Annotated in this window: 22 protein-coding genes and 3 pseudogenes; 9 read left to right on the top strand and 16 right to left on the bottom strand. The window is 41.1% G+C overall.

All coding sequences use genetic code 11. The annotated features are described in order from the left end of the window. Positions 1–12 precede the first annotated feature (12 nt). From O3644_RS07610 to rpsO, 9 genes and pseudogenes are all read right to left on the bottom strand, one after another. Entirely contained in the window at positions 13–1011 is a 999-nt protein-coding gene (locus tag O3644_RS07610) for a uroporphyrinogen decarboxylase family protein (protein ID WP_148878254.1), read from the bottom strand. Positions 1012–1262: 251 nt separating this feature from the next. Beyond that, a pseudogene (locus O3644_RS07605) lies at positions 1263–1427 on the bottom strand (SIS domain protein); the annotation flags it as partial. Positions 1428–1531: 104 nt separating this feature from the next. Continuing rightward, the gene (locus tag O3644_RS07600; RefSeq protein ID WP_148878256.1) at positions 1532–2668 is read right to left on the bottom strand and encodes a mannitol-1-phosphate 5-dehydrogenase; all 1137 of its coding nucleotides are present in this window, start codon (positions 2666–2668) and stop codon (positions 1532–1534) included. Between the two features lie 60 nt (positions 2669–2728). Continuing rightward, a complete protein-coding gene (locus O3644_RS07595; RefSeq protein WP_148878257.1) occupies positions 2729–3166 on the bottom strand; it encodes a PTS sugar transporter subunit IIA in 438 nt (145 codons plus the stop codon). 1 nt (position 3167) lies between these two features. Next, a complete protein-coding gene (locus O3644_RS07590; protein WP_148878258.1) occupies positions 3168–5123 on the bottom strand; it encodes a BglG family transcription antiterminator in 1956 nt (651 codons plus the stop codon). Positions 5124–5147: 24 nt separating this feature from the next. Next, a complete protein-coding gene (locus O3644_RS07585) occupies positions 5148–6917 on the bottom strand; it encodes a PTS mannitol-specific transporter subunit IIBC (RefSeq protein WP_148878259.1) in 1770 nt (589 codons plus the stop codon). Between the two features lie 243 nt (positions 6918–7160). After that, positions 7161–8975, bottom strand: coding sequence for a glutamine--fructose-6-phosphate transaminase (isomerizing) (gene glmS, locus O3644_RS07580; protein ID WP_148878260.1), 1815 nt, complete (start codon positions 8973–8975; stop codon positions 7161–7163). A 221-nt stretch (positions 8976–9196) separates the two neighbouring features. Then, the gene (locus O3644_RS07575) at positions 9197–9610 is read right to left on the bottom strand and encodes a YjdF family protein (protein ID WP_148878261.1); all 414 of its coding nucleotides are present in this window, start codon (positions 9608–9610) and stop codon (positions 9197–9199) included. Between the two features lie 526 nt (positions 9611–10136). After that, positions 10137–10406: a 30S ribosomal protein S15 gene (gene rpsO / locus O3644_RS07570; protein ID WP_001018251.1), complete on the bottom strand. Its 270-nt coding sequence runs from the start codon at positions 10404–10406 to the stop codon at positions 10137–10139. A gap of 274 nt (positions 10407–10680) precedes the next feature. Between rpsO and O3644_RS07565 the strand changes: the two genes are divergently transcribed. The 7 genes and pseudogenes from O3644_RS07565 to O3644_RS07535 all read left to right on the top strand — a co-directional run. Continuing rightward, positions 10681–11607, top strand: a complete 927-nt coding sequence (locus tag O3644_RS07565; protein ID WP_371595399.1) for an aldo/keto reductase family oxidoreductase — start codon at positions 10681–10683, stop codon at positions 11605–11607. Positions 11608–11769: 162 nt separating this feature from the next. Then, a complete protein-coding gene (locus O3644_RS07560; protein WP_048765358.1) occupies positions 11770–12951 on the top strand; it encodes an NAD(P)/FAD-dependent oxidoreductase in 1182 nt (393 codons plus the stop codon). 13 nt (positions 12952–12964) lie between these two features. Then, positions 12965–13486 carry a DUF1697 domain-containing protein gene (locus tag O3644_RS07555; protein ID WP_048765359.1) on the top strand — a complete coding sequence of 174 codons (522 nt, stop codon included), beginning with the start codon at positions 12965–12967 and terminating at the stop codon, positions 13484–13486. A gap of 9 nt (positions 13487–13495) precedes the next feature. Then, positions 13496–13609 (top strand): annotated as a pseudogene (locus O3644_RS07550) (DNA mismatch repair protein MutT); the annotation flags it as partial. 172 nt (positions 13610–13781) lie between these two features. Then, positions 13782–15092: an ATP/GTP-binding protein gene (locus tag O3644_RS07545; RefSeq protein ID WP_048765363.1), complete on the top strand. Its 1311-nt coding sequence runs from the start codon at positions 13782–13784 to the stop codon at positions 15090–15092. Positions 15093–15098: 6 nt separating this feature from the next. Beyond that, complete coding sequence (locus tag O3644_RS07540; RefSeq protein ID WP_048765365.1) at positions 15099–15734, top strand: RloB family protein; 636 nt, start codon at positions 15099–15101, stop codon at positions 15732–15734. A gap of 52 nt (positions 15735–15786) precedes the next feature. After that, positions 15787–16137 (top strand): annotated as a pseudogene (locus tag O3644_RS07535) (8-oxo-dGTP diphosphatase); the annotation flags it as partial. Positions 16138–16156: 19 nt separating this feature from the next. Here the strand turns inward: O3644_RS07535 and O3644_RS07530 are convergent. The 7 genes from O3644_RS07530 to tsaB form a co-directional block, all read right to left on the bottom strand. Beyond that, the gene (locus O3644_RS07530) at positions 16157–16906 is read right to left on the bottom strand and encodes a MerR family transcriptional regulator (RefSeq protein WP_371595398.1); all 750 of its coding nucleotides are present in this window, start codon (positions 16904–16906) and stop codon (positions 16157–16159) included. 105 nt (positions 16907–17011) lie between these two features. Further along, positions 17012–17758 carry a class I SAM-dependent methyltransferase gene (locus tag O3644_RS07525; protein ID WP_148888882.1) on the bottom strand — a complete coding sequence of 249 codons (747 nt, stop codon included), beginning with the start codon at positions 17756–17758 and terminating at the stop codon, positions 17012–17014. A gap of 123 nt (positions 17759–17881) precedes the next feature. Beyond that, on the bottom strand, positions 17882–18220 hold the full coding sequence (locus O3644_RS07520; protein WP_371595397.1) for an AzlD domain-containing protein: 339 nt from the start codon (positions 18218–18220) through the stop codon (positions 17882–17884). Further along, positions 18210–18905, bottom strand: coding sequence for an AzlC family ABC transporter permease (locus O3644_RS07515; RefSeq protein ID WP_371595396.1), 696 nt, complete (start codon positions 18903–18905; stop codon positions 18210–18212). The genes O3644_RS07520 and O3644_RS07515 overlap by 11 nt, the downstream gene beginning before the upstream one ends. 9 nt (positions 18906–18914) lie before the next feature. Then, positions 18915–19925, bottom strand: a complete 1011-nt coding sequence (gene tsaD, locus O3644_RS07510) for a tRNA (adenosine(37)-N6)-threonylcarbamoyltransferase complex transferase subunit TsaD (protein ID WP_048765377.1) — start codon at positions 19923–19925, stop codon at positions 18915–18917. Then, entirely contained in the window at positions 19915–20367 is a 453-nt protein-coding gene (gene rimI / locus O3644_RS07505) for a ribosomal protein S18-alanine N-acetyltransferase (protein ID WP_048765379.1), read from the bottom strand. Before rimI ends, tsaD begins: the two co-directional genes overlap by 11 nt. Then, on the bottom strand, positions 20364–21050 hold the full coding sequence (gene tsaB, locus O3644_RS07500) for a tRNA (adenosine(37)-N6)-threonylcarbamoyltransferase complex dimerization subunit type 1 TsaB (protein ID WP_371595409.1): 687 nt from the start codon (positions 21048–21050) through the stop codon (positions 20364–20366). Before tsaB ends, rimI begins: the two co-directional genes overlap by 4 nt. A gap of 287 nt (positions 21051–21337) precedes the next feature. On the opposite strand from tsaB, the gene O3644_RS07495 reads away from it, so the two are divergent. Together O3644_RS07495 and rnjA are read left to right on the top strand one after the other, a co-directional pair. Continuing rightward, positions 21338–21568 carry a DNA-dependent RNA polymerase subunit epsilon gene (locus O3644_RS07495; protein WP_048765383.1) on the top strand — a complete coding sequence of 77 codons (231 nt, stop codon included), beginning with the start codon at positions 21338–21340 and terminating at the stop codon, positions 21566–21568. Between the two features lie 3 nt (positions 21569–21571). Then, positions 21572–23254 carry a ribonuclease J1 gene (gene rnjA / locus O3644_RS07490; RefSeq protein WP_048765385.1) on the top strand — a complete coding sequence of 561 codons (1683 nt, stop codon included), beginning with the start codon at positions 21572–21574 and terminating at the stop codon, positions 23252–23254. The last annotated feature ends 51 nt before the right edge of the window (positions 23255–23305 follow it).

Raw genomic sequence — 23305 nt, 5'->3', positions numbered from 1 at the left:
TTCCTCTCCTTTTTATGCTAAACTTGCTGCTTGGCGAACCCACCCAATCCGCTCTGGATCAATATCGCTTGGGATGGTGCAGTCAGCCCCGATAATCAAAGCATCCTTGCCAGCCTCTGCTATCAAGCGCTTGGTTTCATTTTGAATAGCTTCTTGGCTACCTGTGTAGAGCAGACCAGTCTTGCCATTTTCAAAGCCACCTAGAACGGTCCGACCGCCAAATAATTTGCGACCTTCTGCCAAACTGATGCCTTCTGGTCCCACTGCCCAGTTAATAACCTGAGCTGGATAATCGGTGAAAAGATGAACATCGTTTCGCGCGCCTTCGTAGCCACAAATATGCAGAATATTTACTCCGCCAGCTGCATTGGCTGCTTCCAGCACCGCCAATTCACTAGGAGCAATAAAAGCCTTATAGTCTTCAGCCGACACCCGCGCATCCTGAATGCTCTGAACGCTGAGGTAAATTCCATCCGCACCAGCTTCCTTGATAATGCGTTCTGTCAGAGCCGCAATATCTTGAGCAATCACATCCAGCACCCGCTTTGTCACTTCCGCATCTTCTGCTAGAAAATCTGCAATAATGTCATCTCCTCCAGCAACCTTGCCAACCAGCCATTTGAAGTAGGTCACTGGCGCAAAAATATTGTAAATAGCAACCAAGTCCTCTGTGAAGCCGGCCCTAATCTTTTGAACCAGCTCCACCTGCTCACTGATCCAAGGATGGTCGGCGCCTAAAGGCTCGATACCTGCCAAGTCCTTGATAGATTGAACTTTTTTCAAGCGCTCATTCGGATAGGCAAAATAACCATCGCTCATCAATTTGACAAAGTCTGGCTTGACTTCTGATAGAAATGCTTGATGGCCTGCTAGATTTTTCTCAATAATAGTCTGATTGCCAAAACCAGCCAGCCACTCATCCTCGCTGGTAAAATGATGCCAGAAACCAACTGGCACTCGGTCAACTTTTTCCCCCTTAAAGGCCTTTAAAACCAACTCTCTTTTAGACATAACTTGCTCCTTTTCAATTTGATTGCTATTATCATATCACTGAAAAGTGAGCTTTCCAAATATATATTTCCTATCAGCCCGATTAAAAATATTTATAAGAGTAAATTAAAAAAGCTAGCTCAAGCTAGCTTTACCAAGGTTTTTCAGCTTTCCATGAAAAACTTGTTTTTCTTACTATTTTTAGAAAGGCAAGATATATATTTTCTATGGGAGAGATAGGCAATCTTTATCAAAAGACCTCTACTTCGATCTTACTTACCCTTAGCTGCAAAATAAGCAATCAATTGAGTTGGCACCACCATAGAGATTGGTGACAAATAAGGGTGAACTTGGCTCAAGACAATATCGTCTCCATCCTTAGCCACATTTTCCTCCGCAATGGTCAACACCTTGGCTCCACGCGCCACAATACTCTCTCTAAAATTGTAAATAAAATATAAATTAATTGACAACAATAAGATGATAGCTGATGAACTAAAGATCATCAGCTATCATTTTATTTTGGGGGCACTAATTAACTTCATATCAGCTCTACAATCTGATTAATCAATTCTTTATCGTCTAAACCTGTAATTTGAACAACAACGTCTTTGATCGGTTGACTAGTTAAAAGCTGTTCTAGTTTAATACTTTCTTCATCATTCGCATCACGGTAGTTAAAGACATAACCAACTGTTTTAAGTAGGTTATAATAGGACAGTTTGCGTTCTTTCAGCTCACGAATCGGTCGAATAAAGCGTTCATTGTATCCTAATTTGCGTATTGGAGTACGAGCTACTCGGCTAATATCATCTACTATGAAAGGATTTTCGAAACGTTCTATAATAACCTTGTGATAATTCTCCAATTCTTTTTTATCAAAGTTCCATTTGGCAACCAGGAGACTGCGAATTTCAGCTAAAACGGCTTCAATCTGAGACTTGATATCAGGATTCTGGAGAGCTTCCAAAATTGTCTTGGCACCATAATGAGCACCAATGTAAGCTGAAGTTGCATGTCCAGAATTGACTGAAAAAAGTTTTCGCTCAATAAAAGGTTCCAAATCTTCTTCATAATGCACGTATTCTAGATGTAAATCTGGATTTTTAAGACGCTTGGTTTCTACGACCCATTCATTAAAGGGCTCGACCACAACAAAAAGAGGATCTTCGTGACTTTGTGCTGGAACAATCCTGTCTACTGCAGCATTGGGAAAACCTATGTAGTTCTCAGCAAATGTCAAATCTTCCGGACTTAAATATTTCTTGACTTCTTGATAGAGAAATTGAGATCCGCCAATCATATTTTCACAGGCCATAACATCTAATGCTTGCGTATTTCCTGCAGCCCGTCGAGCTTCGATTCCCTTAGCTAGAAGTTCAGCAATAAAAGGGAGTATATTAGGTCCGATTGCGGTAGTAATGATATCCGCCTTTTGAATCGCTTCAATAACTTGCTCAGGATGTTCCTTACTGTTAATCCCTGCCACATTCGTTATCTCAATGCGAGGTTGCCCTTCCTTAGCAATTTCAATTTCGTACTTACCTTTCTCATTTAAGACTTGGATAATACGATCATTTACATCAACAAAGTCAATATGAAAACCATTTTTAAATAAGATTTCACCAATAAAACCACGGCCAATATTCCCAGCTCCAAAATGTACTGCATTCTTCATTGATTCTCTCCTTTACTGATTCAGCTCTAAAAAATATATTCGTTAGTAATCAGTACATCACTATTCAACACTGTCTAGTAGGCTAGATATTTCCTCTTCTGACTGAGCATCTGCCAACTTGATGACATTGTCTACATCGGCACAAAAGATTGAAATCTTCTGGATAATTTCTAAGTGTTCATTTCCAATACCAGCAATTCCAAAAAGCACAGTTGCTACTTGAGGATTATCTTCTGTTCCAAAATCAACTCCTGTTGGTACCTGAACAACTGTAATACCAGACTTAAGCACATCCTTCTTAGCTACATCTGTTCCGTGCGGAATCGCAATAAAGTTCCCCATATAGACAGATAATTCTTTATCTCGCTCAATCATAGCATCAATATAATCTTCATTAACATAGCCCCCCTCATAAAGGACTTTCCCGCAATAACGGATAGCTTCTTCTTTATCAGAAAATTGCTTATTCAGCTTAATTAATTGTTCTTCAAGTTTCATTTTAGTTCTCCAATTTCTTAATTTTTTCATTAAAAATAGTATTCAGCATTTGGTAAATGATAGATTGATTCCCTGTTTTGTAAATCTCTGTATACAGATGGTTTTCAATAATAGACTGGCTAATAGCCGTCATCAAATCTCTTACTTCCTCACTGGCATTAGTAGGCATCAGCATGAGCAAACATCTTGTGACCTCTTCTTTTTCTCGTTTCATAGATAAAGCTATAATAGGCTGCTTTAGATCAAACATCGTAAAACTGCTAGTGGTTATCTTTCTTGACTGAGTATGTAGGAGTACTAGACCAGTATTTGGAATAGCCATCGGACTTGTCTGGAAGCGAGACAAAAGTTTCTTTGTCAAATAGACTTTATCACTTATATTTTTCTGGTACTGAATAATTTGCTCCACTGTCTGCTCAAACGATTGTTCATTCTCTAGCGGAATCAATTCAAACTGGCTTAAGATTTGACCACTAGACTCCAAATAATCTTGCAGATCGTAATTTTGCTCTGGAACAAGTGCGTCACGTACTACAATCGTACGATGTGCCTGTACATACTGAAGCTTTTCCTGCAATTCCAATAATTCTTTGACTGTTGGAAAACTAGAAATCACATCTATTTCTTGATTGGCCAATGGCTTAGTAGATAAAATATAGTCATATCGACTAAGGTCAATACTGTGATAAGCTACTAAAGACTGGATATCTATCCATTCTACAAAAGGGGCGACACTCTTAATCTTACTGACCAACAAATCTCTAGTAACCCGCCTTTCATCTGTTAAAAGTAGAATGCGAATTGGATAAATTTCTGGGCTACGACCTAAGCTAGAGATAAAATGTAGGGCAATCATGCCATACTCATACTCTGTATGAAGGTATTTCGGAAAAATGTCATTTACTAAAAGACTGATGACCGTATAAAGAAACTTATTTCTTTCAACCAAAAGCTGTATAGGCTCTGGTAGACTCTCCTCTTGAAACAATATAGGAATGCCTAGACTAAGTCGAATATGATGGAACAGAAAGCTAAATAGTACCTTATCCTTAAAAAAATCAATCTTAGTATACATTGAAACTGTATCAATCAGATTCGAAATATCATAGAAGAATTCTCCATCAAATTTCTCTGTGAAGAGAGGGTTGTCTTGGCGTTTGATAATGAGTTCATCCAAAATACTAGCATAATAAATAATTTCCTGAATACTATAGTATTGAGAAGTTTTCTTGGAATAATCCTGAAAGATCTTTTGAGAAATTTCTAGAGCTTGCTTACTAGTATTCGGTAGATTTTCAATATTTTGTTCCTGACCAATTAGAGACAGCAAAATAGCAAAAAACATTCTCATCTTAGCATCCATGTCCGAAAAATCCGTCAAATAATTCTCAAGAATCTGAGCGGCCTGTCGGACTCTATTGGCGTCTAAAATATTAAAACTTGCAAAATGACCAGCTGAGAAATCAGCTACCGAGATGCAGTTAGTCAATAGAATAGCTAAAAATCGCCTTTTGCAAATTGAATCCCCAGAAATTCGGTAACCTTTTTGTCTCTCAATCTTCATATCAAAGTCCAAGAGACGCTTATCAATGTCTGCGATATCTTGGATAATAGTCACATTACTGACTTTCATACATTCCTGTAAGGACTCATTGGTGATAAAACCTTCTTCTGTTAAGAGACGATAGGTAATTAGCTCCAACCTTTCCTGTCGGCTATATTCAATCAAGACTTCCAAATTTGCGGGTAAATCAGCTATGTTACCCGACAAAATATGATACTTGCCTTGTTTTATAATTTTAATATCTTGTGACGCCAAACTATCTGACAAATCAGCCAAAGTCCGATAAATTGTTCTAGAAGATACCTGCAAGATCTCAGTCATGTCTTGCATTGAAAGCTTCCCTACATGTAGGAAAGCCTTCAATAATTGTTCTTCTCGTTTTGTTAATAGCATTCGTTTTTTAGCAACCTTCTAGTTCTATTTGTACATTCTAGCAACCATTTTATCATATTCTGGTGTTGTTACTAAACTATCCACAATAAGAAATTGAGAATTCGGTGCTGCTTGCTGTACTTTTGATTGCAGACCAATTGTTGTCACAATCACAATATTCTTGGCATTATATCCACTTAGTTCTGAAATAGCTTCAGTAGAAACTGGAATTCGAATATTGTTATGTTTAAAGATAGCCCGAATCGTCTCGCACCCCATAGTAGCTGACCCCTGAGCCTTATCATAAGCAACTACTACAGCATCAATATGATTAAGGTCAATTTCCTGACTATCTACTGGTGCTGAAGTTGGTATATCTCCTTCAATTTCTACTATTGGAGAAGCTCCTGTTAATGAAGCTACAATTTCATCGTAACGAGGGGACGCCAAGAAATTATCAACAGAAACATGAATAGCACTTGGACTCTTGCCTTTAGCTCTTGGTGTCAGCTCTTCCTGAGTAACAATTAATGTTTTCGGTGTATCAACCAAATTTGAGATGGCCTGATTAGATACTGGAATTCCCAGACCTGCTTTTTTAACCTTATCTCGAAGAATACTAGCTCCCATCGCAGAGCTTCCCATGCCAGCATCACAAGCAAAAATAATTTTCTCTACTGAATCTCTTGAAATGTTTTTGTTTACATCATCTGAAAGTACTTGTCCCTTAGATTTGGCCTTTGCAGCTTGAGTCGCAGCTTGAGCATCTTCAAGAGAAACCTCAGTTGACTTGTCTGCACGAAGGATAATGGATGCTACAAAGAAAGAAACTACCGCTGCCACTAAAACACCTAGAAGAACATTCAGATGAGGCCAAACACCTTTTGGTGCCATAGCCATAATAGCGATAATAGAACCCGGTGAAGCTGGAGATTTAAGACCAGCATCAAAGAGTTGGAATGTGAAAGTACCCGATACACCGCCAGCAATCGCAGCTAAAAAGAGAGCTGGTTTCATCATAACATATGGGAAGTATATTTCATGGATCCCACCAAAGAAATGGATAACCATTGCTCCCCAAGAAGAAGATCTAGCAGAACCTTTGCCAAACAAGGCGTAAGCCAAGAGGATACCCAGACCTGGTCCAGGGTTAGCCTCTAAGAGGAAGAGAACAGATTTACCAGCTTGAGATACTTGCTCAGCTCCCAGAGGTGTAAAGATTCCATGATTAAGAGCATTGTTAAGGAAAAGTACCTTTGCTGGCTCGATGATAATGTTTGCCAAAGGTAGAAGTTTAGCATTGACAATAGCCTCAACACCATTTCCAACAGCTCCAGTAAGAGTCGATACGACTGGACCGATCGCGTAGAAAGCCAAAAGCAGTAATGCAAAACCAACTAGACCAGCTGAGAAGTTATTAACTAACATTTCAAAGCCGGGACGAATTTTCTCCTGGAACTTCTCATCAAATTTCTTGATAGCCCATCCACCTAGTGGCCCCATTACCATAGCTCCGATAAACATAGGAACACTAGAGCCTGTGATCGCACCAACAGTAGCAATAGCTCCTACAACGGCACCACGTTGTCCATGAATTACATAACCGCCCGTGTAACCAATTAGAGTCGGTAGTAGATAAGTCAACATAGGACTAACAATAGCAGCCAATTGTTCATTTGGTAGATAACCATCAGGAATGAAGAGGGCAGTTAACACTCCCCAAGCAATAAAAGCCCCAATATTGGGCATAACCATGTTTGAAAGTGATGTTCCAAGTTTTTGAACTCTAACCTTCAAAGATACTTTTTCTTCCATTAGGATTTTCCTCCTTTTCTTTGAATCTAGTATATACAAAAATGAAAACGCTTAAAACTAAAGCTTTGTCACAGATTTTGTGCCAAAAAATCAACTTTTGTCACAAATATTTCTTTTATAGCCTATAATAATAAAAATGCACTGAAAAATTACATTAAAAATTCAAATTACGAATTATAAAAAAATAGGCCGTAAGACTGAAAGAATAGCCTATCAGTCTCACACCTATTTGCTCATATGTTCTTATTCAACTGTAACAGCTTTTGCTAAATTACGTGGCTTATCTACATCCAGTCCACGATGCAGTGAAGCATAGTAGGCAATTAATTGAGTAGGAATAACCATAGAAATGCTAGATAGATACGGGTGAACTTTGTTGACAATAATGTCATCACCTTCTTTTTCTACCCCTTCTTCCACAATAGTCAAAGTATTCGCACCGCGAGCTACTACTTCAGAAACATTACCTCGAGTATGAGAAGCAACGGTTGGATTATCAGAAATCAACGCAATAACAGGTGTACCATCTTCTATTAATGAGATGGTTCCATGTTTGAGCTCTCCAGCCGCAAATCCTTCACATTGAATATAAGAAATTTCCTTAAGCTTGAGGCTGGCTTCCATAACTACATAATAGTCTTGACCGCGCCCGATATAGAAAGCATTACGGGTCGTTTCCAAGAGTCCACGAACTTTTTCTTCAATTAACTCTTTTTCAGAAAGAGTTGACTCAATAGACTGAGCTACAATTGAAAGTTCATGCACTAAATCGAATTTTTTTGCTTTTTCATTACCATTGGCTTCCCCAACTGCTTTAGCAAGAAATGCTAGAGTCGCTACTTGTCCTGTATAAGCCTTAGTTGAAGCTACGGCAATTTCTGGACCGGCATGCAATAACATAGTATAAGTTGCTTCACGAGAAAGCGTAGAACCTGGAACATTTGTTACCGTTAAACTTGGAATGCCCAGTTCATTAGTCTTAACCAATACCTGACGACTATCAGCTGTTTCACCTGACTGACTAAGGAAAATAAACATTGGCTTCTTGCTGAGCAAAGGCATGGTATACCCCCACTCAGAGGCAATCCCTAGTTCTACAGGTGTATCTGTTAATTCCTCTAGCATAGTCTTAGAGGCATAACCTGCATTATAAGAAGTTCCAGCAGCAATAATGTAGATTCGGTCCGACTCTTGAACAGTCTTAATAATCTCTGGATCTACAACAACTTTTTGATTTTCATCAGAGTATGTTTTGATCAGCTTACGCATCACGGTCGGCTGCTCATCAATTTCCTTCAGCATGTAGTAAGGATAAGTGCCTTTGCCGATATCAGACAGGTCCAGCTCAGCAGTATAGCTGCCACGTTCAAGAACATTGCCTTCGTAGTCTTGCACTTCTACGCTATTAGCCGTCACGATGACCAGCTCTTTATCATGGATTTCCATGTATTCACTGGTCTCACGAATCATAGCCATGGCATCGGAGCAGACCATGTTGTAGCCTTCTCCCAAGCCAATCAAAAGCGGCGATTTGTTTTTGGCAACGTAGATTGTAGAAGGATCTTGAGCGTCTACTAAAGCAAAAGCGTAGGAACCTTCGATAATGTGAAGGGCCTTGCGGAAAGCGTCAAGAACAGAGAGACCGTCTTCTTCCACAAATTTCCCAATCAAATGAACTGTAATTTCTGTATCTGTCTGCCCTTTAAAATCATGGCCAGCAAGATAGTTATTTTTGATATCCAGGTAATTTTCAATCACACCGTTGTGAACCAAAACAAAACGACCTGTCTGAGAAGTGTGAGGATGGGCGTTATTCTCACTTGGTTTTCCGTGAGTCGCCCAGCGGGTATGCCCAATACCTGTTGAACCTACCACATCCATACCAATCTTGGCACGAAGATCTGCAATCCGGCCAACAGACTTGACCAGACTAGATTTTTCTCCTGTTGTCACAAAAATTCCAGCCGAATCATAGCCTCGGTATTCTAACTTTTCAAGTCCTTGCATCAAAATATCTGTTGCATTGCGGTTTCCCACAACTCCGACGATTCCACACATAGATTTATTTCTAGCCTTTTGCTGGCAAAAAGCTAGTTCCTCCTTTATTGAAAATTGGTATAGTCTTATTTATCTTTTTATTAAGAGACAAAAACATTATACACAGCAAGTTGACATTTGTCAATAAAAAATTGGTATAGTTGCAAGACAGGGGAATTTGTTCAAGAAACAAAAAAGCCTCCCTACGGAAGGCCTTTCCATAAAAATAAGAAAAACTAGGCTCAATGCCCCTTTTGCTTTTCCAATCGTTTTTGCTGTTTGAGTTCGAATTTCCTTTGCTTAGCCAGTTCTTTCTGCTGCTTGCGTTTGACTCGAGCAACTTGCTTTTGCTCTTCAAATTGCAGTTGCAGCGCTTCCTGAGACTTTGAAGAACGTGAAGCCAGCTGCTCTTTTTTAGCCTGTCTCTGCAGGCGTTTAGGACTGACCGACTTAGTCTTCTCCTTCACCCTGATGCTAGGACTAAACTGCAATCGGTGATAATAACGGTTTAGAAAATCCAACAATTCCTGCGTACTAGGCTCTGCACCAAAGGTGACTCGGCAGACTCTATAAGATTGAGCATGTTCCTGCCCGAAAAGACCGTGCCAAAATCCCTCTTCAAAATAAACTGTCAGCGTCATTGAAATCGTGTCCATGACAGCACCTCCTTTAAAAATCCCTAAGAATGGACAACCAAGGAGGAAGGTTACTGACAAAAAATGGATTTTTTGCGTCTGGACTACCAACCAGAACTGTGTTTTTATCTTAGTAGCTACAGTCTAGCAAGATTTTCTAAAAAATTCAAGGAGGGCTAAAAATTGTACTGATAGAAGACAAAGTAAGACTAACGAAAAACCTATAAAGTCAGAGAGCTAATTTGAGCTCGGGCTAAAATCCTAGTGAAAAAGATGAAACTCCTTGTGTTCATCGAACACTTTGTCGTTTCCCTATTTTCATACGGATTTTTAACGCCCTTAGCATCCTGTTTCTTGCTGGATAAAACGTTTATAGACTAGGCGACGAGCCGAAGATTGTACGAAAATTTTAGTGAAACAAAAAATCTCCCCGAAGGGAGATGATCTGGTTTATTTTACCTTACAGTGCTAGGAAACGTAACCGAAGATTATACTTGAGTATATCGAGGTAAGGTGACAACGCAATGTAAGTGGAAAATAAAGCAGATTAACGACGAAGTCCTAGAGAGTTGATCAACTCACGGTAACGGTTAACGTCGTTTTTACGCAAGTATGCAAGCAAGTTACGACGGCGACCGATTTTCTTCATCAAACCACGGTAAGTAGCGTGGTCTTTTTTGTGTTGTTTGATGTGTTCGTTAAGGTGGTTGATTTCCCAAGTAAGGACAGCAACTTGAACCTCTACTGAACCTGTATCACCTTCGTGACGTGCATATTGTGCAATGATTTCATTTTTTTTCTCTTTTGAGATTGCCATGATAAGCTCCTTTTCTTTACGCTTCATCCGAGTGACAGGCTTGGCAATTCCTGCAACCAAGAAGAAGTTATTTGTCTTTAAGACATTCTTATTCTATCAGGAAGCCAAGTTTTTGTCAAATCTTCTACTTTTCCGACAAAGTCAGCCAAATTTCATTAGCCAAAATGAGGATTTTCTACACATTTGCTCCAAGGCTCGATCTAGCTAGTCGCTTTTTGACTTTGGAGCGGGTTTAGCTTATACTGAGATTAAAATGACACGAGGAGAAGAGCTTATGAAATATCTTGAATTTGGGGAAAGCAAGAGAGAAATTTCCCAGATTATCATAGGGCTTATGCGAATTGCCCAAATGACACCCAAAGAGGTGGAAGAACTGGTCGAAACAGCCTTGTCAGTCGGTATTAACGCTTTTGACTTAGCCGATATCTACGGTGGAGGCAAGTGCGAAGAAATTCTGGGACAAGTGCTCAAAAATCGCCCTGACCTGCGGGCTAAGATGTGGATCCAGTCCAAGGTGGGGATCCGCATAGAAGAATTCACCTACTTTGACTTTTCCAAAGACTATATCCTAGAGGCAACAAACGGTATTTTACAGCACTTAGGCGTGGATCATCTGGACTCTCTGCTCTTGCACCGACCAGATGCCCTGATGGAACCTAATGAAATCGCTGAGACTTTCGATCTACTCAAATCCCAAGGGAAGGTCCTTGATTTTGGAGTGTCCAACCAGAATCCTATGATGATGGAGCTACTCAAAAAAGAGGTCAAGCAGCCCTTGGTGGCAAATCAGCTCCAACTGAGTGCAGCTTTTTCACCTGCCTTTGAGTCCAGCTTCCACGTCAACATGGAGGGAACAGCCGCAAATATGCGTGACGGTAGTATTTTCGAATACTGCCGCCTCAACGATGTCGTGATTCAAGCTTGGTCTGTCCTCCAGCATGGCTATTTCGAAGGCGTTTTTGTCGGTTCGGATAAATACCCCAAGCTCAATGCCGTCTTAAACCGACTGGCCGATAAATACCAAATATCACCATCGGCAGTGGCTATTGCTTGGGTGCTACGCTATCCAGCCCACATGCAGGCGGTCATCGGCACGACCAAGGCTAGCCGCATCATCGAATCATCCAAGGCGACAGATATTGAACTGACTAGAAAAGAATGGTACGAAATCTATTGGGCCTCTGGAAAAGATCTTCCTTAAAAAATGAGCCTAAAATCCGATCAATCTTCTACCAAGATGCTAGCTAAAGGACTGGCAGAAAAGCTGTCCAGAGCATGTCCACTGTATAGCCGAGAAGGCAAAATCACCTTGCGCAAGATTAACTAGCACATAAAATTCCTATTTTACGAAAGGAAAAAACAAATGAACCATTTCGACACAATCATCATCGGCGGAGGACCAGCTGGTATGATGGCTGCCATTTCCAGTTCTTTCTACGGGCAGAAGACCCTACTTCTTGAGAAAAATAAACGACTGGGCAAGAAACTAGCGGGTACAGGCGGCGGGCGCTGCAATGTCACCAATAACGGAAACCTAGATGAACTCATGGCCGGCATTCCTGGCAACGGACGCTTTCTTTACAGCGTCTTTTCCCAGTTTGATAACCATGATATCATCAACTTTTTTACGGAAAACGGCATCAAACTCAAGGTCGAAGACCACGGCCGTGTTTTCCCCGCGACAGACAAGTCCCGCACCATTATCGAAGCTTTGGAAAAGAAGATTGCAGAGCTGGGTGGCACTGTTATCACCAATACTGAAATCGTCTCCGTCAAAAAATCTGATGAGCTTTTCACTGTCAGATCCAGCGACCAGACTTGGACCTGCCAGAAATTGATTGTGACAACTGGCGGCAAGTCCTACCCTTCAACTGGCTCGACTGGTTTTGGTCATGAGATTGCCCGTCATTTTAAACATACCATTACTGAGCTTGAAGCCGCTGAAAGTCCATTGTTGACAGATTTTCCTCACAAAGCGCTTCAGGGAATTTCGCTGGACGATGTGACTTTAAGTTATGGCAAGCATGTTATCACTCATGATCTGCTCTTTACCCACTTTGGTTTGTCAGGTCCTGCTGCCCTGCGTATGTCTAGTTTTGTCAAGGGCGGGGAAGTCCTTTCTTTGGATGTCTTGCCACAACTTTCTGAGAGCGACTTGGTGGCATTTCTAGAAGAAAATCGGGAAAAATCCTTAAAAAATGCTTTAAAAACCTTGCTACCAGAACGCTTGGCAGAATTTTTTGTTCAAGGATATCCTGAAAAAGTCAAACAACTAACTGAGAAAGAACGCGACCAGCTCATCCAGTCTATCAAAGCACTCGAAATCCCTGTCACTGGCAAAATGTCCCTTGCCAAGTCCTTTGTTACCAAGGGTGGCATCAGTCTCAAGGAAATCAATCCCAAAACTCTGGAAAGCAAGCTAGTACCTGGGCTCCACTTTGCTGGCGAGGTACTGGATATCAATGCCCACACAGGCGGCTTTAATATCACTTCTGCCCTCTGTACCGGCTGGGTAGCAGGCTCAAATCCAATAAATACCAATTAAGAAAGGAAGTCCTTTGGAACATATTATTTTACTGAGAGGCGTTACTCCTAGTGGAAAAAATGCTATCCCGAAAATGTCTTATTTGGTAGATATTTTGACAGAAGCTGGTTTTCAACACGTTCGAACCTATATTCAAAGTGGGAATATCATTCTTGAAAGTGACTTGGACTTGGAAGAAATACGAGAACGCGTTCATACTCTGATAAAGGAAAAAATTGGGGCCGACTTAAAAATGGTTATCAAGAATAAGAACGATTTTGAAAAGATTGTTCATGAGAATCCATTTAAAGAAGGCTATCTTCATGATCGTGTACATGTGATTCTTTATCAGGGATTTATCCAAAGTCTGCCATTAGAAAAATTGAAAGCTGACTACGGTGAGGAAGAAATTTGTGTAGGCGATCACTGTCTCTACCTCTATCTCCCTAGAACTGCAAAACGAAAAAAGCTCAATACCAACTATCTTGAAAAGCTGTTTGGCGTGGATCTGACCATGCGAAAGTTAAACGTAGTGGAAAAGTTACTAACAAAATAGGAGAACAAGATGAACAGATGCGAAACAGTCGAATTCGTCAACATGTGTATGATTTATGACGGAGAAAAAGTTCTGGTCCAAGACCGAGTTAGTCCCGACTGGCCTGGCATCACTTTTCCTGGCGAAAGATATTGTAAAATATTTTAAAACTTATAATTACTTTCATTTACATTATTTTACACTACCATTATAAATAAAATTATTAGAAAAAGCTTCGAATTAAACAAATAGAATACTATCTAATTTTTTTAAAAAATGTTACAATTATAGCGAGAAAAAATCTCGGAGGTTAAATATGCTAATAGAATTTAAAGCAAAAAATTTTACATCTTTCAAAAATGAAGTGACATTTAGTATGGTATCTTCAGAAAAATTACAGGAACTATTAAATAACCGAATTGAAATTGAAGCAGATTTTCATTTACTAAAATCTGCTAGTATTTTTGGAGCAAATGCTAGCGGAAAGAGTAATTTGTTGAACGCTTTAGGATTTATTATTACCTTTCTTCAACGTTCAATGTTAGAATCTCAAGAAGGTAAACGAAATTTTAAAAATTTGACCTTTTCTTTAGATAACTCGAGCAAAGATAGTCCTATAGAATTTGAAATTTCCTTTCTTATGAATAAAAAAATTATAACGTATAATTTTTCTCTTTTTCAAGGAGATGTAACATCAGAAAGTTTAGTTATAGATGATGACCTAATTTTTAAAAGAAATTCTGATGAGATTCTAGCCTACTCCTCTGATTTCTTTAAGACTGAAGAGGAGTTAAATTTAAAGTTTAGCCTAACAAATTCTAATTCACTGTTTTTAACTGTTCTTTCTGTAACAAATACAAAAATAGCAGAAGATATTATTGAATATCTTACAGAAAATATTAATTTTTTATCTGGTTATGGAAATAATGCTAAATTTACTAAAAACATAATTAAAGAAAATAAAGGCTATAAATCAAAGGTACTAGATTTACTCAAGGTTGTTGATTTCAATATTACTGATTTGGATATCAAACAACACAAATTTGAAATAAAACCTTTTGGTGACTCCGATGCAGAAATCCCTATAGAGATTGTTGAAAAAGCACGAGAAGAAGCACGAAACGAAGCGACTCGCCTTTTATCAAAGCATAATATTTATGATTCAGAAGGAATGATTGTTGATAGCAAGCTATTTGATGTAGAAAGGTTTGAATCTAGTGGAACTCGAGTATTCTTAAGTTTAGCAGGTCCAATTATTACCGTATTAGAAAAAGGGGGAGTTTTAGTAATTGATGAAGCAGATGCATTGTTGCATCCTCTAGTTACTAAATATTTAATTGAACTCTTTAATGATATTGAAAACACTCATTCTCAATTAATTATCACGAGCCATAATTCAAATATTCTTGATCAGGAATTATTAAGAAGAGACCAAATCTGGTTTGTAGAAAAAGATGAACTTGAAATTAGTCATTTGACTGCTCTGTCAGAATATAAATTTAATGGTTCCGTTGTTCGTAGTGATGAAAGATATGCGAAAAACTATTTAAAAGGCAAGTATGGAGCTATTCCTTACGTTAGAAATGATATGATTCATAAAATTTTCAAAGCTAATTCGGGAGATTAATTTGTTATGGGTAAGAAGAAATTCTCAAGAGACATAAAAACTGGTACAAAAGAACAATTACCGATAATATTGATTGTATGCGAAGGAGAAAGAACAGAACCAAATTATTTTAATCAATTTGAAGTAACAAATATAAAAATAGAATCAAGGGGAATTGGAGATAATACTAAAAGGCTTGTAGAATATGCCATCAGTGAATCACAAACAAATGATTATGATCAAGTTTGGTGTGTATTTGATAGAGATAGTTTCCCAAAAGATAATTTTAATAGCGCAGTGCAATCGGCTCAAAACAATAACTTCGGAATTGCTTATAGCAATGAATCTTTCGAACTCTGGTATATTCTACATTTTGAATTTTTAAATTCTCAGATTACTCGTGATCAATACATTAAAAAATTAAATGACATCTTTAAATCTAAAAAAGATGAAGGTTTTCCCGATTCTTATAAAAAGAATGATCCTGACATATACAGAATTTTAAAACCCTATCAACATACAGCTCTAAAAAATGCTAAGAATTTATCCAAACATTATGAAAGTGAGTCAAAACCTTCATCCGCAACACAATGTCCTGTGACTTATGTATATAAATTAGTTGAAGAGTTAAATAAATGGATTCCATCACGTCGACTTGATTAATAAAATATAAAATTTGAATTAAGTGTTAAAAATTCTAATATGTTAGCACTACTTTCCCGGCGGGCATGTAGAGCGCGGTGAATCTTTTACCGAGGCAGTTATCAGAGAAGTCAAAGAAGAAACTGGATTGACCATATCCAAACCCCAACTTTGTGGCATAAAGGATTGGTATGATGATAAGGATTTTCGCTATGTCGTTCTGCTCTACAAGACAAAGCACTATTCTGGTGTGCTGCAAGCCTCAGATGAAGGAAAGGTTTGGTGGGAAGATTTGCAAAATCTGTCTCATCTGAAACTTGCAACCGATGATATGTCTGACATGCTTCGCGTTTTTCTAGAAAACGATTTAAGTGAATTCTTTTACTACAAAGACGGTGACGACTGGCTTTATGATTTGAAGTAAAAAATAGGCTAGGAATTTCCTAGCCTATTTTTTCTGCATTTGTCCGAACGTAAGCTGCAATGACATCTGATGTATACTGGGCTGTGCCTGGGCCAAATTTGTCGATATTTTCCTTAAACTCTGGATTGTAGACGTATCCTTTACCGATATGACCGAATACTTCTATAGAGCAGTCAAAGCCATAAGTACGGATGGCCTGCAAGAGTTGAGCTGCCTGTTCTTGATTTTCTGCTGCCTCAACTGGCAAGCCTTGCTGCATATTCTCTGCCAGACTTTGAAAAACTTGATTGAAGGCTGCGGCAGATTCTTCTTCCCGTCCATTTTGACGAGTTAGTGCTTCCGACATGACTTCTTGACCGTATTCTTCGACTGCTTTTTGGTGGTATTTTTGATTGTCTTCGTAGGTAAATCCTGCGAATTTTTCTTTCATTGTCATCTTTCTTTCTCCTTTTTCTTCTTGGATGGTTTTTCGCAAGGTAGAAATCAAGGTATCCAAGCGGTCTCTTTCCTGCTGCAAATACTCTAACTGCCTCACCAGATGCGGCAATAAGGCTTGATCGTCCTGACTCAGCAGCTCTGCTATTTTCTCTAAGGAAAAGCCTAGATATTTATAGTATAGGATAACCTGCAGGCGATCTAAATCAGCTTGGCTGTAAGTTCGGTAGCCATTTTCTGATTTGGCAGGGACCAAAAGACCAATTTTATCATAATGGTGCAGGGTTTTGACAGAGACACCCGAAAGCTGCGCAGCTTCTTTGATATGATACATAAAAAACCTCCTTGCCCTTATAGTATAAGCCCTGACCTTGGGGCAGAGTCAAGCTTTATTATGAAATTTTTTAAATCACTTTAAATTTTCCAAAGTGGCTAGCAATTACTTACGAGAAACCATAGCAATAAAGCCCAGTTTTTCTTGATTCTTTTGGAACATCTTAAACATCTTCATAAATTGGCCGTAATTTTCTTTCTTGAGGGCATTAAAGCAGATTTTCAGTGTGCCACCCAGTCCTTCGTCATATATCATCCCTCGAAGGCTCATCAAGGTCATTTCACCGACAAAGGTGTCCACACGGTCAAAAGCATGAGAATGTGCCAGCTGAATCCAAGATCCCTCGATTAGAGGCCCCACATTGACATTAATCGCACGAGATAGCTCTTCTCGGACATTCTCATCTTTTTGCTTGAGCATGACGTCGTGGGTGAGGAGCACTCCACCTGGCTTCAGCACCCGGTAGTACTCCTCCATACATTTGGCCTTCCCCTTATCCGTCTGCATAGTCAGCATGGCTTCATTGATAACAATATCAAAAGAATTGTCATCATAAGGCAGCTTCATAGCATTCGCCAGCTCAAATGTGACGAGTTCACTCACACCAGCCTTGTCTCCATTAAGCTTAGCCTGAGCCAGCGCAGCCTTATCCAAATCAACTGCAGTAATCTGGCAGCCATATCTTTTAGCCAGCTCGATTGTTGTAGTCCCCATATTGCAGGCAACTTCTAGAACTTTCTTATCGCTGGAAAACTGCCCCTGCTCAATCAGCCAGTCGGTTGCCAGCTTACCACCAGGACGAAGACGTTTCTTTCCTAATTTTGCTAAAAATTTATGCCCTGCTTCTGCCATTTCCGAACCTCCATGATTTTGATTGGTTCCATTATAGCATAAAATATTATATTTTCAGATAATTCTTAGAATTTGACAAAAAAATAGACCGAATCGACTGATTCAATCTGTCTTTTTCCTTCTTTATAGCCCAAGAGATCCGGCCAAATAGCGCAGCAAGGCCACCAAGACTACACCAAATACAACAGTTGCAATTAAGTTATTATACTTAAAAGCCACATAAGTCGTCGGAAAAACAGCCAGCAAATCCAGCCATTTAAAACTCGGCAACTGACCTGTTTTAGCATTAGTAACACTGGATAAGATAAGGGCAAAGATAATAGAAACTGGCAGATATTTGAGGAAACGCTCTACCATAGGCGGAAGCCCCTTGTACTTGACTAGGATAAAGGGTAAAACCCGCGGAATCCAAGTGACTAGGGCTGACAAAAGAATAGCCAACAAAATATACTTACTTATCATCCAAAATCACCCCCACTGTACAGCCTAGCAAGGTTGCAAAAAGCACCGCCAGCGAATTTTGAAGCAGCATGGTCAGGATCAAGTAGGCAAGGCCCACCACACCTAAGACCAAAAAGAGCTTCTTTATATTGACCCGTCGCAGCATGATTGTAAACTGAGAGGAGAAAATACCAATAAACATGGCGACTAGGGCAAAGTCTAGGCCAAAGCTCTCAGGATTGGGCAGAAGGGCGCCGAGGGCAGTTCCTAAAATAGTACCCAAAATCCAAGAAGTATAACTCATGAAATTGTTACCCATCATCCAGCTAGCCGCAATCTCTTCTGTATGCACCTGCTCTCCCATCAAGACCCCATAAGATTCGTCCGTCAAAAAAGAGCCAATGACAATATTCTGCATCAAGCTAGCCTTACGAAAAAGAGTCGATGCATGCAGACAGAGCAAAAGATGCCGAATATTTATCAGAAAAACAGTCAGTGCGATGGCCAAGACTGGCGCCTGCTGGGCAAATAAGCCAATCATGGCAAACTGGGCACTGCCGGCATAAACCAAAATACTCATCAGCCCCATCTCCAAGGGATTCATATGAGGTGCCGCCATGATGCCGCAAGCTAGACCAATCCCAATATAGCCCAGAGCCGTTGGTACTGCCGCTTGTGCCCCTTGTTTAAATGTCTGTCCGCGCATTCTTCTCCTTTACTCCATCGTTTCAAAAGCTAGACTTGGCTTTGCATTCAGATCCAAACTGGCAAAATTTTCCTTATTCCACTCACTGACGCTGGCATAGGCAATCATACCAGCATTATCACCGCAGAGGCGAAGTGGCGGAATAATCACCTTGACATCCTGAATCTCAGCTGCCAAGCGTTCTCTCAGGCCTTGATTGGCCGCAACACCGCCCGCCACGACCAGAGCCTTGACCGGATATTTTTCCAGCGCTTTCTTAGTCTTGGCCATGAGAATATCCATGACCGCCGCCTGAAAGCTTGCTGACAGGTCTTGATTAGACAAGTCTTCTCCCTTTTGCTGGGCATTGTGGTGCAGGTTGATAAAGGCCGACTTGAGACCGGAAAAAGAAAATTCCAGATTGTCCTCCTTGATCATAGCTCGCGGAAAATTATAAATGTCCTGCCCCTCATGAGCCAGCTGATCGATTTCACGGCCTGCTGGATAGGTCAGCCCCATGACGCGACCGACCTTATCATAGGCTTCACCGACCGCATCATCGCGGGTCTCCCCCACAATCTTATAGTCACCAGCCTGACTGACATAGACCAGTTCAGTATGGCCGCCGCTGACCAAGAGAGCCAGCAAGGGAAACTCCAAGGGCTCCACACTCTGGGCAGCCATCAGGTGCCCAGCCATATGATTGACCGGAATCAAGGGAATATCATGAGCCCAGGCAAAGGACTTGGCCGCTGCCAAGCCGACCAAAAGCGCCCCAACCAGACCAGGACCGTAGGTGACGGCCACCGCTGTGACTTGCTCCTCGCTAATCCCTGCTTCTACCAAGGCCTCCTCAATGCACACCGTAATGACCTCCACATGGTGACGACTGGCCACTTCTGGTACCACTCCGCCAAAACGCTTGTGGCTCTCAATCTGGCTGGCAATGACATTGCTCAAAAGCTCGGTTTCATTCTTCAGAACCGCCACACTGGTCTCGTCACAAGACGTCTCAAAAGCTAAAATATATCTATCTTTCATGGATCTCTCTTTTCATAACAATCGCATCTTCCACCGGAGCATGGTAGTAGGCCTTCCGCCGCGCGATTTCTTCAAATTTTTCTTTTTTGTAAAATAGCAGAGCTGGCTTGTTTGACTCCCTCACTTCGAGGAAAATTTCTTTGTCAGCTGGCAAAAAGTCAAACAAGGCTGTTGCGATTTTCTGCCCCTGATAGCTAGGCAATACAGCAATCTGCAGAACTTCTGCTTCAAAATCGGTCTCCTGCCAGACTAAAAAACCAACAAGCTGACTCCCATCTTCTGCTAGCGCACAGCTATTCACATTCGAGCGCAGAACTTCTTCTACTTGGCCTGCAGTCCAAGGACTGACCTCATAGACTGCAAGTAAGAGCTGTTCCAGCTCTTTTGCGAGAGGTACCGCGTCCGCATCCGAGTCAGCGCTCCATTTTCTCATTTCAATCATAAGCGCTGAATGTAAGAATCGCTGGATTCCTGATGGGTCTTGAGCCAATTTTCCTCGGCTTCTACACGCTTGAGATAGTTAGGAACAAAGTCATGAATAGACTGGGCTGGCAGGTCTAAACTGAGACGACCAACAGCTGCGGCATCTGGCAACGTTGACCGAATGGCAGCCTGAGGAAGAGCCGCTTCAATCTGCTCCACAAAAACTGCTATCTCTCCGACAAAAGTAACTGGCTGATTAGCAGCGCCAGCCATTTCCAAAACCTCTGCCAAAGGCAGATGAGCCTCAGGCCGTACAGCCTGACCAGACTGGTAAAAACCAGCATAGACATTATTGCGGCGGGCATCCACGATGGGAATAACCAAACCTTCCGCCTGCTCTGGGACTAAAGCCAGCAGACTAGACACACCGACCAGCTCAATCTTGAGGGTATGAGCCAGAGTCTTGGCTGTCGCCACCGCAATTCTCAGACCTGTGTAGCTGCCCGGTCCCTGCGCCACCGCGATACGATCCAAATCCGTCGGCTTCATATCCAGACTATTCATCAGAAAATCGATAGCCGGCATAAGGGTGATGCTATGATTTTTCTTGATATTGAGCGTCACCTGCCCCAAGAGCTCCTCATTCTCTAAAATCGCTAGAGATAGAGCCTTATTTGACGTATCCATCGCTAAAATGTTCATCATTTTCTTCCTTACTCGAGTGTTTGCTTCTTATTATACTACAAAAGCAGCGACAAGGATAGAGAGAGGCAGTCATTTGATGACCCAGATTGTCCTCAAAAGCTTTTCTGAAAATCTCCACAAGATTTTCTCGGCTATGTCTTTTACTAAAAGCTGGTTTTATGATATAATTGGGTAGAATTATATCGAATCAAGGTCAATCTACTACTCATAAAACTGAATAAAAGAAAACAGCTGATTAGCTGTCGTTTTCTATAGCTTGATCGTGAAAAATGGAAGGAAATAAAATGATTTACAAAGTTTTTTATCAAGAAACAAAAGAACGCAGTCCACGCCGTGAACAAACACGTGCCCTCTATTTAGATGTAGAAGCATCCAATGAATTAGAAGGTCGTATCAAAGCCCGCAAATTGGTCGAAGAAAAGACTCCTTACAATATCGAATTTATCGAGCTCTTGTCTGACAAACACCTTGAATACGAAAAAGAGTCAGGCGCCTTCGAATTGACGGAGTTGTAACCTATGGCATATAACTTAAAGAAAGAAGAAGTTGGTGTTTTCGCCATCGGCGGTCTGGGCGAAATCGGTAAAAACACCTACGGAATTGAGTATCAAGATGAGATTATCATTGTTGATGCTGGGATTAAATTCCCTGAAGACGACCTCTTGGGTATCGACTATGTTATCCCCGACTACTCTTATATCGTAGAAAATATCGACCGCGTGAAAGCTGTCCTCATCACCCACGGGCACGAGGACCACATCGGTGGCATTCCTTTCCTGCTCAAGCAAGCCAATGTTCCCATCTATGCTGGCCCTTTGGCTCTGGCTCTCATTCGGGGCAAGCTAGAAGAGCATGGACTTTTGCGTGATGCCAAGCTCTATGAAATCAATCAAAATACAGAGTTGACCTTTAAAAATCTGAAGGCGACCTTCTTCCGCACAACCCACTCGATTCCAGAACCTTTGGGGATTGTCATCCATACGCCGCAAGGTAAGATTGTCTGTACCGGTGACTTCAAGTTTGACTTTACACCAGTCGGCGAACCAGCAGACTTGCACCGCATGGCCGCTCTGGGCGAGGAAGGCGTCCTCTGCCTCCTGTCCGACTCGACCAATGCTGAAGTTCCGACCTTTACCAATTCCGAAAAAGTGGTTGGACAGTCTATCATGAAGATTATCGAAGGCATTCATGGACGGATTATTTTCGCTTCATTTGCTTCAAACATCTTCCGCCTCCAGCAAGCTGCTGAAGCTGCTGTCAAGACAGGGCGTAAGATTGCGGTCTTTGGCCGCTCCATGGAAAAGGCCATTGTCAACGGGATTGAGCTGGGCTATATCAAGGTTCCTAAAGATACCTTCATCGAGCCAAATGAACTCAAGGACTATCCAGCTGGCGAAGTGCTGATTATGTGTACCGGAAGTCAGGGTGAGCCCATGGCAGCACTGTCACGGATTGCTAATGGTACCCACCGTCAGGTTCAGCTGCAGCCGGGAGATACGGTCATCTTCTCATCCAGCCCAATCCCTGGAAATACGACCAGCGTGAACAAGCTGATTAACATCATTTCCGAGGCTGGCGTCGAAGTGATTCACGGTAAGATTAACAACATCCACACCTCTGGACACGGTGGCCAGCAAGAGCAGAAACTCATGCTTCGCTTGATCAAACCTAAATATTTTATGCCAGTCCATGGTGAATACCGCATGCAGAAAGTCCATGCAGGTCTAGCCGTTGATACCGGAGTACCAAAAGACAATATCTTCATCATGAGCAATGGTGACGTGCTGGCTCTGACAGCTGACTCAGCTCGTATTGCTGGTAGCTTCAACGCTCAAGATATTTATGTTGATGGGAACCGCATTGGTGAAATCGGAGCTGCAGTCCTGCGCGACCGTAAAGACCTGTCAGAGGACGGTGTGGTTCTTGCTGTCGCAACAGTTGATTTTGAGTCCAAGATGATTTTAGCCGGTCCAGATATTCTCAGCCGTGGCTTTATCTACATGCGCGAATCAGGTGATCTCATCCGCCAAAGCCAGCGTATCCTCTTCAATGCTATTCGCATTGCACTCAAGAATAAAGACGCCAGCGTCCAATCTGTCAGCGGCGCTATCGTCAACGCCTTGCGTCCTTTCCTCTACGAAAGCACCGAGCGCGAACCGATTATCATTCCGATGGTGCTTACACCAGACGAAGACAACTAAAAAATAAGCTTTGCTAGACTAGCAAAGCTTATTTTTTGTAAACTTTAATGG

The organism is Streptococcus sp. 27098_8_113, from assembly GCF_041432545.1.
Classification (GTDB): Bacteria; Bacillota; Bacilli; order Lactobacillales; family Streptococcaceae; genus Streptococcus.
This window is presented reverse-complemented; position numbering and strand designations above follow the sequence as displayed.